The organism is Pseudomonas sp. W3I7 (genome assembly GCF_030816095.1).
Lineage (GTDB): Bacteria > Pseudomonadota > Gammaproteobacteria > Pseudomonadales > Pseudomonadaceae > Aquipseudomonas > Aquipseudomonas salomonii.
Genome location: NZ_JAUSXP010000001.1, coordinates 6,071,457 through 6,087,725 on the forward strand (window position 1 = coordinate 6,071,457; position 16,269 = coordinate 6,087,725).

A 16,269-nucleotide genomic window follows, 5' to 3' on the forward strand; every position below is an offset into this window, starting at 1 on the left:
GGGCGTTGAATTACAGGAAGAAATCCATGCGGAAGTAGATCGGCGCTTCACGCTCCGTCACCACTCCAGGTCTTTCTAACGAGTGGGCGAAGGTCACGCTGGTGCTGACGTATTTGCCACGGGCGAACAGTTCCACGGAGTTGCTTGAAACGCGGCCGTGGTTGTCGCCGTTGTAACGGTCGTTGCGGATCACGCCCTGGTCGTAACCGAGGCTGGTGCCGTATTCGGCAAAGGCCGGGCGCAGCCATTCGAGGGTGACCGGGCGGGCCCAGCGCACTTCATTGCGCCAGTAACCGCCGCTGTCGCCGGACAGTTGCTGGTCCTTGAAACCGCGCACCGACGACGAGCCGCCGAGGCTGATGCGCTGCGGCGAGAACAGCACGTCTTCGCTGCGTTGCCCGGTGGCCAGGCTGGTGAAGCTGAACGACTCGCCCCACAGGCGAAACGGCTGTAAATAGCTGACGGTGGCAGTGTATTTACGGTAATCCGGGGTGGGCGTGAGGTTGCCGAACTGGTCGCGGTGCTGGTCGTCACGCTGGGCGTCAAAGGCGCCGATGCCGTTCTGTACGCCGAGGTCGATGTTGACGAAGGCATTGCCGATGCGTCGGCCGTGGTTGATGCCAAATTGCAGTTCGCTGAGGCGATTACTGCTGATTTCGAGCTGGGCGTCGTTGATGTAGTTGTTGGTGCGCAGGTGAGCCAGGCCGACGTTGAGCGAGGTTTTGCTCACGTCATCGCGGTGGATCACACGTTCGGCGCGCAACTGGTGGTTCTGGTTGTCGCCCGACTGCTTGAATTTGAAGGTGTCGGTATAGCCGAGGGCGCGGTAATCGCTCTCGCTGTAGGTGTAAGTGAAGTTCCACCAGCCCCACGGCACGTTGTAGTAGAGCAGGGTGTTTTTCGAGGTTTTCTGGTGGTCGCTGATGGCATCGTGGCCACCGCGCAGCACCAGTTGATCGGCCAGGCCCAGCGGGCTGTCCCACTCCAGGCCCGCGCCCCATTGCTGCTCGCCGGTGCTGCGTTGCCCGTCGTTGTTGCGCGACAGGCTGGCGCGCCAGGGCTTTTGCGGGGTGTTCTTGACCACCACGTCGCTGCCGCCCACTTGCTTGCCGGGGGTCAGTTCCATTTGCGCCTGTTTGGACGGCAACCGGTTGAGCTGGTCCACCAGTTGCTCGACTTCGCGCAGGTTCAGCGCCTCACCGACCTTGCCGGGAAACGCCATGGCCAGTTCACGCTCGGTGACGTTGCTGCCTTCGGCGCTGCGCACGGCTTCGAGTTTGCCTTCGACCACCAACACCTGCAGATGGCCACTGGAGAGGTCTTGTTGCGGCAAGTAGGCGCGACTGGTGACGCGGCCTTTGGCGATGTAATAGTCGGTAATGACCTTGAGCAACTCATTGAGCTGCGAGACGCCCAGGCATTGGCCTATATAGGGTTTGAGCAGCAGCGCACGGTCGCCGGCAGGCAGGCTGTCGGCGCCTTTGAGTTCGATGTCTTTGATCGGGAAGCAGCGGGTGTCGGCAGGCGTAGCCGGTGCCTGTGGCTTGGCTTCTTTGCCGGGCAGGTCCTGAAGCTCTTGCAGGCGCCGGCTTTGCTCTTCGAGCAGGCGGTTCTGCCGATCGCGGATCAGGTCTTGATCCCCTGGCGTAGGGGCGGCGATGGCCGTATTCAGGCTCAGGCAGGCGAGCATGAAAGTGCACAACAAATACCGAGTCCGTGGCGATAAAAAAGACATGTTCGATCCATCGATTATCAAGGGGCGGCAAACTACCATCGAACTAGCGCTGGCCCAAGAAACCGGGACAGTTGCACATTCGTACTTATTACATCCGCAACACATTGATTATTAACAACAAAGAATTATCAAATAGAGATAGCGGCGGTCGTTAGAACTTTTATTCCGACCAGCGGCAACTCTTTTGAGAGTCATTCGGCAAACATTCGAGCAAATGCCATTATTTAGCCATCAACTACTTGCCGAGTTAGGTTAGTGCAGGGGAATGAGGAAAAGTTCTTGGCTGTTTTGTGAGTGGGATCCCATTTATCGGAATTCCAGGCGACGCAGATGGAGTGTGGGAGCTGGCTTGCCTGCGATGGCCGCGTGTCAGGTATTGATGGGTTGTTGGCCCACCGCTATCGCAGGCAAGCCAGCTCCCACATGGGTCTTTGGTGTCTTGGGAATTTCTAGCCGGCGTCTTGGCCTTTTTCCGCGCCGGGCACCAGGGTCAGGCCGGGGCGCTCCACGTCGCGGGACACGTGGGACTTCACATCCTCCACACCGCCGTCTTCGTCGTTGTGGATCACCAACACACCCGGCTTGCGAAACTGCTCCAGGTGGCCGTCGCCCAAGTTGAAACTTTCACTCAGGTGTTGGTCGCTCAGCGCATTGGCCTCGGCGCGACGCTGGGCGAATTTGCGCCCACGGCGTTGCTGATAGCGCGCCCAGCTGATCAGGATCACCGCGTTGAACACGGCGATCCACAGGTAGATCTGCAAGGTGTTGAGCGCCGCAAATATGGGCGCCTCGATACGCGGGCCGCCGTGGGTTTCCAACATGGCGCCAATGCCACGCGCGAGCAGCCAGATCAGCCCGCCCCACGCCAGCAGCGTCAGCAGCACATCGATGATCCACATCACGGTGTTTTGGCGAGTTCTGACCAGCTTCATGATCACGCCTCCTCTTCACTGGGTTTGATACCGCGGTCCGGGCTGACCCACCGCGCACGTTTCTGGTGCTGGTTGAACAGCACTTTGGGAAAACTGACCAGGGTGGTGAACAGGCTGACCAGCCAGAACACCATCGGGTACCACACGGTCCAGAACAGGGTTTTCCACAGGTCCTTTTCATAGCGCCGGTCGATCAGGATGCTCACCGCAAATTGCAGCAGGCACACCATCGCCAGTACCAGGCCGGTGAAGGCCGGTGGCACCAGGGAATCCACGGCAATCGCCTGTGGCAGTACCACGAACTTGCCCACACCCCAGAAGATCACCGAGAGCAGGAAGGTGAAGGCCCAGCCGGTGGACAGGCAGTACTCGAACAGCAGTGGCCACAGGTAGCGATGGCGCCATTGCCAGATGCCACGGATGTTCTTGAACAGCACCTCGGCGCCGCCCTGGGCCCAGCGCAGGCGCTGTTTCCACAAGCCGCCAACGGTTTCGGGCATGAGGATCCAGCACAGGGCACGGGGCTCGTAGAAGATCGCCCAGTGGTCCAGTTGCAGCTTCCAACTCACGTCGATGTCTTCGGTGATCATGTCGGTGGACCAGTAGTCGATGCGGTCCAGCGCTTTCTTGCGAAACGCTACCACCACACCCGACACCGTGAAGATCCGCCCAAACACACGCTGGGTGCGCTTGATCAAGCCGATGATCGAGGAGAACTCGCCCACCTGCACACGGCCGATCAAGGTCGAACGCGTGCGGATACGCGGGTTGCCGGTCACGGCGCCCAGGCGCGGGTTGTCGAGCATCGGCGCGACCATGTAGGCCGCTGCGTTTTTGTCGAGCAAGGCATCACCGTCGATGCACACCAGGTACTCACTGCGCGCCGCCACGGCACCCATGCGCAAGGCCACGGCCTTGCCCTGGTTTTGCGCCAGGTGCAACACGCGCAGGCGCGGGTTTTCCAAGGCCAGGGCATCAAGCACAGCGGCGGTGTTGTCGCTGGAACCGTCGTTGACCGCGATGACTTCAACGTTCGGGTACAGCTGGCCGAGTGCGGCGTGAATAGTGTCGGCGGCGTTATCACCCTCGTTGTAGCAAGGGATGATGATCGAGATCAGCGGGTTGCCGGCCAGGGTCGGCGCCGGCGTGTCTTCCTTCCACGGCCAATGGCGCTCCCAGTGCAGCCAGAAGTACAGCCCGCCGGCGATCCACAGCGCCGACATGAACAGCGGGTAGAAAAACACGAAGTCCATCAGGAACTGCCCGGTGACCAGGAAGATCAGGCCCAAGGGCACGCCCAGTACCAGCGCCAACACGAAGAGAGCCAGGATTCTGTCAAACATGATCAAGGGTTCCACTGGTTGGAAAGGGCCGGACGGACGGTGTTCAGGTCCGGCGAGTTTTCCAGGAAGTTATCCGGGTAGTAGCCGAAGCTCTTGACCCCCTGGCGTTTGAGCACGCCCATCCACTCGGCCATTTGCGCGCCGTTGATATCCGGCGCTGCTTGGGTGCGCCAATCTTTGGCTTGCAGTTCGAACACGGTTTTATCCAGCGCGCCGGGGCGCGCCTTGACCGTGGCGACGAGTTTTTCCAGCCAGGCGTTGGAGGTGTTCAGCGCTTGGCCCTCCATCAACGGCATGGCCATGGGCGCGGTCCAGTCGTAGGCCTGGAGGAAGTCATCGAGGTTCTGCGCAAACCAGGCTTCGCTGGCCGGGTTGAGCATCGGCTCGGCAAAGATATTGCGTGCGGTCTGCACCTGCGGGCCACCGATGGCGCGGACCTTGGCGGTCAGCTCGTTGGTGAAGTCGATCAGGTAGCGGCTCTTGAAGCGCGTCCAGCGTTGCATCACGGCAGGGTCTGCACGCAGCGCCGCAATGCTGCCCGGCAGGCCGTTGGCGGCATAAGCCTTGAGCGCCGCGGGGCTGGCGTCTTCGAAGTCGGACAGCACGGCGTCGTCGTGGTACAGCACACCGTCGATGGCATTGTTGCGGGCCAGGTCTTCATAGATCTCGCCGATGATCTTGCGCACCTGCGGGTCGAACGGCGACAAGCGCTTGTATTGGTTCGGGTCGGTGCCGACCTGGCCGGTTTGCGGGTCCCAGCGGGTCACGCGCGGCAGCTTGGAGTCGAGGGCGAAACTCAGTACCGGCATCCACGCATACACACTGGCATGGGCACGGGTGCGCAGCTGCCAGGCGACGCGGTTGAACAGGTCGGCGCGCACCGGCAAGTGGCGGTTGGGGAAGTACAGCGAGTGCACCAGGCCGTCGCCTTTGGGGTCGGCGAAGGCTTGCAGGAATACGGTGCCCGCGCCCATGTCGACCACCCGCTGTACAAGCTGGTCGAGGTTGCGCGCCTGTTGGGCCGGGTCGGGGTCGTAAACGTTGTCGAGGTCCACGTGCAGCACGCGCAGCGGTGCCTGGGTTTGCACGGCCACCATGCTATTGGCGAAATGCTCGCCGTCCGGGTCCGAGGCCACCAGAAAGCGCGGGCTGTTCATCAGGTTGCCGAGGCTGTCGAGGCCGTCTTCCAGGGTCAGCGCCATCTTGTAGCCCTGCTCGCCGACAATCGCCAGCGCGGTGCCTTTGGCGGCGCCGTAAGGCCACACCCACACCCGCGGCGCCTTGCCGGTCACGCTGCGGATCTTGTTGGTGATCGCCGCAACATCAGCCCGCATGCGCGCATCGAATTTGGCTGAGTCTTCATAGCGCCCGGTGGCCGGGTCAAAGCGCAGGCTGGTCGCCGCCGGCTCGAGGTTGCCCTGGGGGTTGGCCAAAATCCCTTTGTGGTTGTTGTCGGTGTGCGCGGCGATTTCCACCAGGCCCGACTGCGACACTTCACGAATCTGTTGCCAGGTGAGGAATTCCCTACGTGGGCGCGGCGAGCCGGCGAAGTCCACCGGTTGGTTGAGCGGCGTATCGATCCAATACCCCACTGGCGCCAGCAACGCCGGCCAGTGATAGGCGCGCAGAATCGGCATCACGCGGGTATAGAAGCTCGAATAGCCGTCATCGAAGCTGAGCATGATGGCCTTGGGCGGCAGCTCGGGGCCGCCGTTGCGTGCCGCCAGGATCTGGTCGACGCTGACCGCCTGGTAGCCATTCTCGCGCAACCACGCCAGCTGTTCGATCAAGCGCTCGGTGCGCACCGCCACCACCGCCTGGTCGGGGTCGCGATCCTCGACATCGTGGTAGGCAATGCCCAGGAAATGGTTTTTCGGCCACGGCGCTTCATTGGCCGCTATCGGCCGCTCGGCGGGTGGAGTGAAAGGCGCAGGTTGCTGGGCGCAGGCGCTGGCCAGCATTACACCCAGGACCAACAGGCAACGGCAAAGGACGGTCATGGTCAGGCTCTTTTAGAAACGGTAAGTGAGGTCGACGAGCAAGCGCAGATCGCGTTCGCGATCACCGTCATAAGGTCGGCTGATCAGGCTCAGGTTGGCGCCCACGTCGAGTACATCGTTCCAGCGAAAACGTTGGCCATAGCCGATCAAACCGACGCCACCGGTGGAGTAATCCCGTTGGCTGTACGTACCTGCACCGAGCTGGAACTGCTGACTCCACTGAGTCTCGTAGCGGTGATAAAGCACATGATTGACCGTGACCGTGGGCAACACGGTGAAGTCGGACTTGGGGTTGAAGTACACCGTGTCTTCTTTGCTGTTATGGCTGGTGCCGACTTCCAGGCCCAGGTCGACCTGCACGCCGGGCGCGCTGTAGATGCCCTCGCGGCCGGTCAGCACGGCTTCGAAGCGGTTGTTGCCATCGCTGAAATGCGACGGGCTCAGGGCCAGTTTCCACTCGCGGCTTTCATTTACGCGCCAGCGGATAAAGCCACTGCCGCCGTTGGCGGTGACATCGGCATTCAACGCCCGCAGCGGCGTGGTGGTGAGCAGGTAGCCGAGGCTGCCGCCGTACTGCCAGTTGTCGTTGATGTCGCGGGCAATCGACACGGCCGCACCCTGCTTGGAGCCATGGCCATAGGAATGGTTGGAGACTTCGGCTTCCAGGGTCATGTCGCGGGTGCGGCGCTCCACACCGACGCGCTGCCAACGGTGTTGGCCGGTGCCTTCGCTGAAATCGGCGGTGGCGTAGCCGGCACCGGCGAACAGGCGCCAGTCTTCATCGATAGGCGGCGTGTAAAGCACGCTTTCGATGCCCCAGTCACGGCTGCCGGCCACCGCGCCGGTGTCGTTGTTATTGCCGCCGCCGTAGCTTTTACCGGTGTAGGCCTCCACCCGCAGCTCGGCCATGTCGTGTACATCCCGCAGGCGGCTCAGGCGCTGCACTTGGCGGCTGTCGGGGTTGCGGGCCAGCACGTCATCGGTGAGCACGTCCATTTGCCGCCATTCCTGCAGGTCCATGGCGGTGTAGGCCTGGCTGACTTCCAGGCCGATATCCCGTGGGGTCTGGGCTTCGGTTTCCTTGAGGATGCCCTCGGCGCGGCGCGGCAGGTCGCGGGCGCGGTACATGTCGGCCTGGGCCAGGCGCAGGCCGACATTGCCGGGGGCTTTGGCCACCAACGCGTCCAGACCGGCTTCGCTGCCCGGCAGGTCACCGCCGTAGACGCCGGCCTGGGCCGACAGCTGTTGCGCGTCCATCCAGGCGTCGTTGGGGTTACCGATGGGCAAACCCTTGAGCTCGACCCGAGGTTTCTGGCTAGTGGCGAGGCTGTTGGCAACTTCGCGCGCATCGGCGCCTTTGTCGCTTTCCTGCAAGGCGTAGAACAAGGCCGTGGTGTCTTCGACCCGGTCATCGGGCTCGGCATCGGCCGCGCTGATCACCTGGCGGTACAACGGCTCGGCTTTTTCCGGCAGGCGCTGGTCGAGGTAAGACGCGGCGACCCAGCGCAGGGCATAAGTGGGCAATTGCACGCCTTCGCCCTTGAGGGTTTCGTAGTCGCGGATCACATCGGCGGTGCGTGCCCGCGCCTTGAGGGCGCCCAGGCGGTCGATGCGCCAGCGCACCACGTCGTCGTGGGCGCTGGCGTCCGGGGTCCAGCGGGCGAGCAGTTTGTCGTAGTCATTGAGGGCTCGGTCGGCAACCACGTAGCGTTCTTTTTCGCTGCGAGTGGCGAACTCGGCCATGCGCACGCGCTCGGCGGCGAGGTCACCTTCGAGGCGGCGCTGGGTCACCGCGTCGAGCAGCCCCGGATGTTTGGCCGACAGGCGCAGCGCCGGCTCCGGCAGGCGGGCCTTTTGCAGGGCGACGATGTATTCGCGGACCACTTCAGGTTTGTCACCGGCGCGAGTAAAGGCTTGGTCGAACTCAAACAAGGCGTCGTAGTTCAAGCCTGCGCGGGTCAGCGCATAACCCAGGGCCATGCGGCGGTTGGGGTCATTGGGTTGCGCCGCCACCAGTGCGCGCAGGCGCTGCACGGCTGCCGCGGCCTGGCCACCGTCGGCCTGGGTCAGGGCCTGGCCCAGTTGCAGGTCGACATTGCCCGGCTCACGCACCAGCGCTTGCTGATAAACCGCCAGGGCCTGTGGCCACTGCTTTTGGTTGCGATAGGTGCGCGCCACCGTGGCCAGCGCCTGGGTGGTGAGGTTGCGGTTTTTGCCCTGGGCCTCGTAGACCTTCAGCACTTCGGCGTCTTGCCCTGCCCAACCGGCAATCACCAGGTGATCGCTGATCTGGCCGGGTGTCTGGCGTTCAGGCGACAGTTGGCGCAACTGGGTCAGCGCGGGGGTGAAGTTGCCCTTGCGCGCCTGGATAATCAGCGCGTCATAGGCTGGGTCGGCGAAGGCAAGGCTGGGCGTCAGCAGTTGGCTGCATAAGGCGGCCCCAATGAGCAGACGCAACCGGCCTGAAGCACTGATGGGTAGTGTTCGCAGCATATCGTGAGCTTCCTTACACACGGAAAGCTGTAACGATAGGTAGTCCTGAGCGCTACGCGTCAGGGTGCCGGCGTCTCGTGACCCGGCCTAGCTTTCCTGTAGGAACTATCCCTTAAGGACGTAGGGAAATGCCCAAATCAGAACAATTGTTCAGAATTGCAGGAGCGGTCATAAAGGTGAGTCTGCAAGCAGCGTCGTTGTGGAAAGCGAGCATGCTCGCGCTGGGCTGCAGGGCAGCCCCTATTCAAACGAGCGCTTTTTCAAGGCGGTCGCCGCGTGAGGTTTCAGGGCTGCTACGCAGCCCAGCGGGAGCAAGCTCCCTCGCCACAAAAAGTACGCTTCACACTTTGATTACTTCAATTAGATCTAACGGACTTAGTGCGCGCCGCTGACCGCACCCGCTTTGGCCATCACGAAGCCAATGAATTGCTCCACGGTCATCTTCTGGCCGTTGAAGGTCACTTCATTGTTGGCATAGTGCAGTTTGGAGACCACGTCGGTGCCCACCAGGGTCGCCAACTGAGTACCAACGGCCATGCCGCTGACCATTTCGGCCGCCATCTGCGATTGCTGCTCGATGGCTTTATGGTCGGTCACACCGCCTACTTCAGCTTGCAGGGCAGCGACGTCGCCGATCATCGGCTTGGACAGGGTCAGGTTGGCATCCAGCAGCGCGATAACCTGCTTGCCCAGCTCAACCGGCGGCAGCTCCATCGAAGCGGGTTTGGTCAGGTCCACCACCAGGTTGAATTTGCTTTCACCGTGAGTGGTTTTCAGCGACAGGTTTTCCACCGCCACTTGCGGCTTGGCAGCCAGCACCTGGTTGACGTTGGCCTCGGCCAGGGTCTGCTCGGCTTCGGTCAGTTGCAGCTCAGGCACTGGCTGGCCGGCAGCAGCGGCGGCTTGCACCGGCTGCATCTTGTCCTGGTAGAGCTTGGTCAGCACCAGCATCGCCGGGATGTCGATGTTCTTCATGCTCAGGGCCATGGCGGCCGAACCTACAGGTTTACCCTGGTAGCCGATCTCGTCGATCTTGTAGTCGACGCGACCCGCCAGGTTGTTGTCCTTGGTTTCGCTGGTGTCTTTCTGCTCGAAGCCCTTGAGGGTCAGCACGGCTTTCTGCGGGCCGAAGGTGACTTTGGTGTCGGTCAGCTCAACGGTGTTTTGCCCGGTGTAGAAACCGAAGGTGGATTTTTCCAGGTTGCTGGCCACGGTCAGGCCGGACAGTTCAGCGTCAAGCGGCTGGCCATTGGCGTCGATCACCGCCACCTTGAGGCTGTTCATGTAGCCGCTGGCCTTGACCTTCTTGCCTTCGGCGCTGCTGTCGAAGTCGAGGTTGGCGCCGGAGAAGCTCACCGAAGACTTGTCGTCTTTGATATCCAGCGGCAGCAGTTCGACGTTGCCGTCGACCGAGCGGTTGTAGCCGATATTGGCCACGCCTTTGAGCGGCGACACGTCCTTGCTGGCGGCAAACCATTTTTCAGTGGTGGCGTTCTTTTCCAGTTCATAGTGACTGGTGGCCATGACCGGCAGCCATTTGAGCGTCACCAGGCGCGAGAACGGCAGCGGGCCGTGTTCGATATGGTCGACGAACAACAGCTCAGGGTTCGGGTTTTCTTCACCGAACACACTGCCTTGGCCTTTGAGGCGGTAGTGCGCGGTGCTGCTGAACAGGCCACGGTCCAGGGACACCAGCTCCAGGTTCACCGTGCCATCGACGCCGGCCATGGAGGTCTGCAGTTCTTTGTTGGCGTTCTGGATCGCGGTTTGCAACACCGGCTCCAGTTGCTTACCGGTGTACCAGGCGCCGCCTGCACTGATGGCGCCGACGGCGACAACGAAACCCAAGAAAACAACTGCTGGCTTATTCATGAAGTGACCTGATCAAATCCTGTGAGAAGTGGGCTGTCTTCCTTGAACCCCAGGAGGGGTTGGCTCAAACCCGCCGAAAACGGGGGAAGATTAGCACTGGAGGCCGAAAACGGCCCAACTTTTCAGAGGGGTCAGGTCAGCGGTTGGTTCACGAGTATTCCAATTCAACCTCATCGAGTTGGTGATCGAAACTCTTCAAGCGTGCGGTCCAGGTGTACACCAACACCTCAAACTCGCGGTGTATCACGGCGTTGCTGGGGGTGTCGGCCTTGGGGTCGCAGAAGTCGAGCTGGTAGCGTTCTCGTGCCATTTGTGTGGCCACATCGGACAATTCCCGTGCGTTATTCAGCCAATGCCTACCGTCGGCGACCTGCTGGTCGAGCAGCACACATTGTTTTTTCAGGGCTTCGAGGCTTTTTTCCAGTGGCGTGCCGGTGAGCTCGCCCATGACTTCCTGGAAGGTGCGCCCGGGCTGCCAGTAGCTGCCCCAGAAATAGCGGTCGAACACGGTTTCGACGCGACGCAGCGCGACCTTGGTGTCCCAGATCGCCACGCGGGTCTTGCCTTGTTGAAGCAGCTTTTTCTTCACCCGTTGATTTTGATAGGACGCCCAGGCCACCACGCCGATGGACAAGGTGCCGATCACCAGGCAGGCGCTGTCGAGAAACACCATGGCCTTGTCGAGTTGGTGGGCAAGCATGACGCCGTAGAAATAGGCAGCCGATAACAACACCAGTGCGAAGAGCACGCACCAGAATGCGGGAGCATAAGGGTTTTTCATTATTGGAATCCCCATGAGCAAACGCGAACTTTGTCAGGCGAGCCTCACGGTGGCCCGCCTGTCAAAGCATAGCTATTCGCTCAGGGTTTGCCGGGTTGTGACGCCTGCGTTCGTCCGCTTTCCCAACCGCCGCCCAAGGCCAGGAACAGATCGATCTGGCTCATGGCAACTTGCGTGTTGGCCGCCGCCAGCTGTGCGCGCACATCGGTGTAGGTGCGCGTGGCTTGCAGGTCGGCCAGGAACGAGGCGCGGCCGGCCTGGAAGAAGCGGTGCGTCTGCTCCGAAGCTTCCTTGGCGGACGCACCGGCCTCGGCCAGGGCGTCCCGGCGTTGCAGTTGTGCGGTGTACTGCGCAAGGCCGGTCTGGGTCTCGCGGATGGCATTGAGCACCACGCCGTCAAAATGCGCCAGGGCGCCCTGGGTCGCGGCTTCGGCTTCGTGGATGCGGGCACGCGCGCCGTTGGTCGGCACCGTCCAGCTGATCAGCGGGCCAAAGCCCCAGCGATTGGTGGCAGGGGTGCCGAGGTCGTCAAGAATGCCGACCGTGCCCACCGTGGCGCCGATGCTGATGTCTGGGTACAACGCGCCGGTGGCCACGCCGATACGTGCGGTGGCCGCCGCCAGTTGGCGTTCGGCCTGGCGCACGTCGGGGCGGCGCTTGAGCAGCGCAGCGCCGTCGCCCACGGGCAGCAATTGGGCGATGTGCGGCAGCTCGGCGCAGGTGCCGGTGCCCGCGGGCAACTGGTCTACCGGTTTGGCCAGCAGCATCGACAAACGGAACAAGCCTGCCTGACGCGACGCTTGATAGCGCGGGATCTCGGCACGCAAGGATTTGTATTGGGTCTGCGAGCGGGTCACCTGGGTTTCGTCACCGCGCCCGGCGTCGCGCAGGCGCTGGGTGAGCTTGGTGCTCTGGCCTTGCAGGTCGAGGGACTCGTTGGCAATCGCCAGCTCTTCATTGGCCGCACAGACCTGAGTGTAGGAGCGCACCACATCCGCCACCAGCGTAATGCGCGCAATATCGGCGGCGGCCTGGGCCGCGTCGGCGCTGGCGTGGGCGCTTTCGATGCCGCGCTGCAAGGTGCCGAACAGGTCAAACTGGTAGGACGTGCTGATGCTGGCGCTGCCGATGTTGGCCACCGGGACTTTTTCCGTCAGCAAAAACGCTTCGCCCGACTCCTGCAGGCGCTGGGCTTCAGCCTTGGCGCCGGCACTCCAACCGCCCGCGGATTCGGCTTCCTGGGTCTGGAACCGCGCGCGTTGCAGGTTGGCGGCGGCCACGCGCAAATCGGTGTTGGAGGCCATGGCCTGGCGCACCAGCTCATCCAGGCGCGGGTCGTTGTACAGCTTCCACCAATCGGCCGGCACCGGCGCCGACACCACGTTGTTGCCCTCGCCCGCAAGCTGCCCTTGCAGGTCGCCACGGTTGATGGCGGACGTTTCCGGCAGCGTGTAATCCGGGCCTACCGCCTGGCAGGCCGACAGCAGCAAACCCAGCGCAGCGGTTGCCAGCAGCTGCTTCATGGTTGCTCTCCGTCTTTGACCTTATCGCCGATGATCGACACCGTAGCCGTACGCCCGGCGATCATGCGGAAATCCGCCGGCACGTCGTCAAAGGCAATGCGCACCGGAATCCGCTGGGCCAGGCGCACCCAGCTGAACGCCGGGTTGACGTTGGGCAGCAGGTTGGAGCCGCTGGTGCGGTCGCGGTCTTCGATACCGGCGACGATGCTCTGCACATGCCCGCGCAGACGGGCGTTGTCGCCGATCACGCGAATGTCCACAGCCATGCCGACATGGATGCCGTCGAGCTTGGTCTCTTCAAAGTAACCGTCGATGTGAAAGGAATTGCTGTCCACCACCGACAGCACCGGGCGCCCGGCGGTGACGAACTCCTGATTGCGCGGTGCACGGTCGTTGACGTAACCGTCCACGGGGCTGCGGATCACCGAGCGGTCGAGGTTGAGCTGGGCGGCGTCCACGGTCACTTGGGCTTCGGCCAGGGCCGATTGGGCACGGGCTACCCGCGACTGGCTTTCTTCCAGTTGTTCGCTCGGCACCAGGTTGCCCAGGCCACGGTTACGCTTGTACTCGCGGTTGGCCTGGGCCAGGGTTTCCTGGCGGTCGGCCACGGCAGCCTGGGCTTGGCGCAGGGCCAGCTTGAAGCGGTCCTGGTCGACGGCGAACAGCACCTGGCCTTTGGTCACCAACTGGTTGTCGCGCACGTCGACTTGCTGAATCAGCCCGGACACGTCCGGGGCGATCTGCACGATGTCGGCACGGATATGCCCGTCACGGGTCCAGGGCGCAAACATGTAATACATGACCATGCGCCACACAACGACGACAGCGAAGGTCACTATCAATAACGTCAGGACGACACGGCCGATGGTCAAAAAAGGTTTTTTCATGTCATGAGGTATCGACTGAGTGAGTCCACGGCGCCCAGTAACAGCGCGTAGAGCCCCACATTGAACAATGCCCGGTGCCAGACCAGGCGATAGAAGTGAATGCGCGTCAACAGCCCGTGCACCACCAGAAACAACACGTACGTAATGCCCATCAGCACCAGCAGCGTGGGCAGGAACACCCCGCTGATATCCAGATCACCGATCATAAAGGCGCTCCATCAGGTAACGGCGCTTCCCGCTCGGTGCCGTCGATAAATTCCACGCCCGGCAGCAACGACAGGCGCAGGCCGGCCAGTGCATGCAGCAGATGCAGGCGGGTGTCTTCTTCGTCTTGCCGGACCTGGCCGTTGAGGGCGCGGCGGGTGCGGTCGAGGGTCATCAGCAGACCACTGGGCGCGGGCAAGCGTTCACCCGCCTTGAGGCAGGCTTTGAAGTAACCGCCCACGCCTTCGACCACCTGGTTAAGCAGCACCCGTGGCACGCCGTAGATGCGTGGCGAGTAGGCCAGCAGGTCGAGCAGGTTCAGCGCTACACGCAAGTCGCGCAGGGCGCTGCCGGTGTCCTGGCCGATCAGGGCCAGGCGCGGCAAGTGCTGCATCAGGCGGTCGAGCATTTGCACGGCCATGTGCCGGTGTTCGGCCAGGGTCGCAGGCTCGGTGAGCGTGACGATGTCGCGCCAGCTGAAGCGGGTCAGGCGTTTGGCCGCCAACTCGGCGCCGAAAGGCCGTGCGATCAGCGTCCACACAAAGGCGAACAGCAAGCCCACCGGCCCGGCCAGGTTGACGTTGGCGAAGTTGAGGAAGTCCGCGTCGTAGGCGCCCTGGATGCTGATAAACGACGAAGTGTTGACCAGCGTCAGCAGCATGCCGAGGTAGAAACGCGGCTGCACCGTGAGGGTGCCGATGCAGATAAACGGCACCGCAAACGCCAACACCAGCATCGGGAAGTCGTGCAGGTTGGGCAGCACCAGAAACAGGTACAGGCTGGCGAACAGCACCGACATCGCGGTCCAGAAAAAGAACCGATAAATCTGCGGCGCGGGGTCGTCCATCGAGGCAAAAAAGCTGCACGCCACGGCGGCCAGGATCACCGCGCTGCCACCGTCGGTCCAGCCCAGCAATATCCACAACACCGAGGCGACAATGATCGCGGTAACGGTGGAAAACGCCGAGTAGAACATCAGGCCACGGTCGAGGAACGGCGTGAGCCGGCCCAGGCGCCAGTGGCGGTACACGGCGCGCCAGGTGTCCTGGCTTTCGCACTGGATGGCGGCTTGCAGGCTGCGACAGTCTTGCCACAGGTCCACCCACTCGCCGAGGCGATACAAGGCATTGGAGAACAGCAGCGTGTGGCGGTCGTCCAGCGCTTCGCCCTGGGGTTGCGCGGCGTCGATCTTGTCGCGCAACACGCGCCAGCGTTCCAGCGGCGCCTCTTCAGTGGTGCTCTCCAGCCAGGCGTCGGCGTCTTGCAGCAACGGCGTGAGCCGGTCGAGAAACTCCGGGGCGCGGTGTTCGATAGCGTAGATCGCGTCGTCCAGCGCGTCGATCACCGGCAGCAGGTGAATCATGCGCCCGCGCAGTTCCTTGGTGTTGCGCACCGTCTGCGGCCGTGCGCCTTCGTGGGGCAACTGGCCGATCATCAATTCCAGGGTGTTGAAGGTCGCGACCATGCCGCCGCGCAAGGTGCTGATTTGTTCGGGCGTAACGTTACGGGTCAGAAAGCGCCGGCTGTAGACCTGGGCATCGGCAAACCACTTGGCCACCGAGCCGTCGAACACCGGCATCAGGCGCCGCGGCCAGAACATCGCGCCCACAACGGCCGCAACGGCAATGCCGAGGAAGATTTCTTCGGTACGCGCCTCGGCCACATCCCACACCGCCAGCGGGTTATCCACCACCGGCAAGGCGATCAGCGGCAAGGTGTAGCCGGCGAGCATCAGCGCGTAGCTGTTGGCGGTACGCAGGTGCAAAGACAAAAACAACAAGGTGCCGGTCCACAGCGCAATGATCACCACCAGCAGGTACGGCGTCTGAATAAACATCGGCACAAAAAACACCGCCGCCGCCGCGCCCATGAAGGTGCCGATGGCGCGGTACAACGCTTTGGAGCTGGTAGGGCCGACAAACGGGCTGGAGACGATATACACCGTGGCCATCGCCCAGTACGGACGCGGCATTTGCATGAGCATGGCGATGTACAGGGCGATCATCGACGCCGCAAAGGTGCGCACGCCGTAGAACCAGTCGCGGGCCGGCGGCATGCCGGTAAAAAATCCGTTCAAGAGGTCGCCTCAGCCGCCTCGAAGGCCCGCAGTACGCGCAACGCCGCTTCAAGGTCACCGTGGGCGATGTCGGCCAACACTTCCTGGCGCAGGCGCACCAGTTGCACTTCCACCGCCTGCACCAGCTCACGGCCGCGCTCGGTGAGGCTCAAGGCCTTGGCGCGACGGTCATGGACGTCTTCGGTGCGGCACACGTAACCGTCATGGCACAGACGATCCAGCAGGCGCACCAACGACGGGCTTTCCATGCCGGATGCCTGGGCTACTTTCACTTGGTGCACACCGTCGCCCAAGCGGCCGATCATCAGCAACGGCACGGCGCAGGCTTCGGAAATGCCATAGCTCACCAGCGTGGTCTGGCAGATTTTGCGCCAGTTACGGGCGCCCACCACCATGCTGCTGCTGAGGTTCATATGGAGTTG

The 16,269-nt window shown here is 62.5% G+C and carries 13 protein-coding genes; 1 reads left to right on the plus strand and 12 read right to left on the minus strand.

Going from position 1 to position 16,269, the window contains the following annotated elements; all coding sequences use genetic code 11:
• Positions 1-10: 10 nt before the first annotated feature.
• Complete coding sequence (locus tag QF043_RS27850) at positions 11-1,735, minus strand: ShlB/FhaC/HecB family hemolysin secretion/activation protein (RefSeq protein WP_307420946.1); 1,725 nt, start codon at positions 1,733-1,735, stop codon at positions 11-13.
• Here QF043_RS27850 and QF043_RS27855 point away from each other — a divergent pair.
• Positions 1,689-1,850, plus strand: a complete 162-nt coding sequence (locus tag QF043_RS27855; RefSeq protein ID WP_307421575.1) for a hypothetical protein — start codon at positions 1,689-1,691, stop codon at positions 1,848-1,850. The two genes, QF043_RS27850 and QF043_RS27855, sit on opposite strands and share 47 nt — an antisense overlap.
• A 334-nt stretch (positions 1,851-2,184) precedes the next feature.
• Here the strand turns inward: QF043_RS27855 and pgaD are convergent, their stop codons facing one another.
• The 11 genes from pgaD to QF043_RS27910 all read right to left on the minus strand — a co-directional run bounded on the left by pgaD (position 2,185) and on the right by QF043_RS27910 (position 16,260).
• On the minus strand, positions 2,185-2,667 hold the full coding sequence (pgaD, locus tag QF043_RS27860) for a poly-beta-1,6-N-acetyl-D-glucosamine biosynthesis protein PgaD (RefSeq protein ID WP_058422552.1): 483 nt from the start codon (positions 2,665-2,667) through the stop codon (positions 2,185-2,187).
• A gap of 2 nt (positions 2,668-2,669) precedes the next feature.
• Positions 2,670-4,010, minus strand: a complete 1,341-nt coding sequence (gene pgaC / locus QF043_RS27865) for a poly-beta-1,6-N-acetyl-D-glucosamine synthase (RefSeq protein WP_305456944.1) — start codon at positions 4,008-4,010, stop codon at positions 2,670-2,672.
• 2 nt (positions 4,011-4,012) lie between these two features.
• The gene (gene pgaB, locus QF043_RS27870) at positions 4,013-6,010 is read right to left on the minus strand and encodes a poly-beta-1,6-N-acetyl-D-glucosamine N-deacetylase PgaB (protein ID WP_307420948.1); all 1,998 of its coding nucleotides are present in this window, start codon (positions 6,008-6,010) and stop codon (positions 4,013-4,015) included.
• A gap of 12 nt (positions 6,011-6,022) precedes the next feature.
• Positions 6,023-8,503, minus strand: coding sequence for a poly-beta-1,6 N-acetyl-D-glucosamine export porin PgaA (pgaA, locus tag QF043_RS27875; RefSeq protein WP_307420949.1), 2,481 nt, complete (start codon positions 8,501-8,503; stop codon positions 6,023-6,025).
• A 375-nt stretch (positions 8,504-8,878) separates the two neighbouring features.
• Positions 8,879-10,375, minus strand: a complete 1,497-nt coding sequence (locus QF043_RS27880) for a YdgA family protein (protein ID WP_307420950.1) — start codon at positions 10,373-10,375, stop codon at positions 8,879-8,881.
• 148 nt (positions 10,376-10,523) lie between these two features.
• Positions 10,524-11,156, minus strand: a complete 633-nt coding sequence (locus QF043_RS27885; protein ID WP_058422549.1) for a hypothetical protein — start codon at positions 11,154-11,156, stop codon at positions 10,524-10,526.
• Between the two features lie 80 nt (positions 11,157-11,236).
• Entirely contained in the window at positions 11,237-12,679 is a 1,443-nt protein-coding gene (locus tag QF043_RS27890; protein ID WP_056858100.1) for an efflux transporter outer membrane subunit, read from the minus strand.
• Entirely contained in the window at positions 12,676-13,566 is an 891-nt protein-coding gene (locus QF043_RS27895) for an efflux RND transporter periplasmic adaptor subunit (protein ID WP_056858099.1), read from the minus strand. The genes QF043_RS27890 and QF043_RS27895 overlap by 4 nt, the downstream gene beginning before the upstream one ends.
• Positions 13,563-13,772: a DUF1656 domain-containing protein gene (locus QF043_RS27900; protein ID WP_016969155.1), complete on the minus strand. Its 210-nt coding sequence runs from the start codon at positions 13,770-13,772 to the stop codon at positions 13,563-13,565. The genes QF043_RS27895 and QF043_RS27900 overlap by 4 nt, the downstream gene beginning before the upstream one ends.
• Positions 13,769-15,847: an FUSC family protein gene (locus QF043_RS27905; RefSeq protein WP_307420953.1), complete on the minus strand. Its 2,079-nt coding sequence runs from the start codon at positions 15,845-15,847 to the stop codon at positions 13,769-13,771. Before QF043_RS27905 ends, QF043_RS27900 begins: the two co-directional genes overlap by 4 nt.
• Complete coding sequence (locus QF043_RS27910; RefSeq protein ID WP_056858097.1) at positions 15,844-16,260, minus strand: MarR family winged helix-turn-helix transcriptional regulator; 417 nt, start codon at positions 16,258-16,260, stop codon at positions 15,844-15,846. The genes QF043_RS27905 and QF043_RS27910 overlap by 4 nt, the downstream gene beginning before the upstream one ends.
• Between the last annotated feature and the right edge of the window lie 9 nt (positions 16,261-16,269).

Bases quoted from the DNA above. Each gene is read 5' to 3' on its own strand.
- QF043_RS27855 (WP_307421575.1), top strand. From the start codon at position 1,689: ATGAAAGTGCACAACAAATACCGAGTCCGTGGCGATAAAAAAGACATG.
- QF043_RS27910 (WP_056858097.1), bottom strand. From the start codon at position 16,260: ATGAACCTCAGCAGCAGCATGGTGGTGGGCGCCCGTAACTGGCGCAAA.
- pgaA (WP_307420949.1), bottom strand. From the start codon at position 8,503: ATGCTGCGAACACTACCCATCAGTGCTTCAGGCCGGTTGCGTCTGCTC.
- pgaB (WP_307420948.1), bottom strand. From the start codon at position 6,010: ATGACCGTCCTTTGCCGTTGCCTGTTGGTCCTGGGTGTAATGCTGGCC.
- QF043_RS27885 (WP_058422549.1), bottom strand. From the start codon at position 11,156: ATGAAAAACCCTTATGCTCCCGCATTCTGGTGCGTGCTCTTCGCACTG.
- QF043_RS27895 (WP_056858099.1), bottom strand. From the start codon at position 13,566: ATGAAAAAACCTTTTTTGACCATCGGCCGTGTCGTCCTGACGTTATTG.
- QF043_RS27900 (WP_016969155.1), bottom strand. From the start codon at position 13,772: ATGATCGGTGATCTGGATATCAGCGGGGTGTTCCTGCCCACGCTGCTG.
- QF043_RS27890 (WP_056858100.1), bottom strand. From the start codon at position 12,679: ATGAAGCAGCTGCTGGCAACCGCTGCGCTGGGTTTGCTGCTGTCGGCC.
- pgaD (WP_058422552.1), bottom strand. From the start codon at position 2,667: ATGAAGCTGGTCAGAACTCGCCAAAACACCGTGATGTGGATCATCGAT.
- QF043_RS27850 (WP_307420946.1), bottom strand. From the start codon at position 1,735: ATGTCTTTTTTATCGCCACGGACTCGGTATTTGTTGTGCACTTTCATG.
- QF043_RS27880 (WP_307420950.1), bottom strand. From the start codon at position 10,375: ATGAATAAGCCAGCAGTTGTTTTCTTGGGTTTCGTTGTCGCCGTCGGC.
- pgaC (WP_305456944.1), bottom strand. From the start codon at position 4,010: ATGTTTGACAGAATCCTGGCTCTCTTCGTGTTGGCGCTGGTACTGGGC.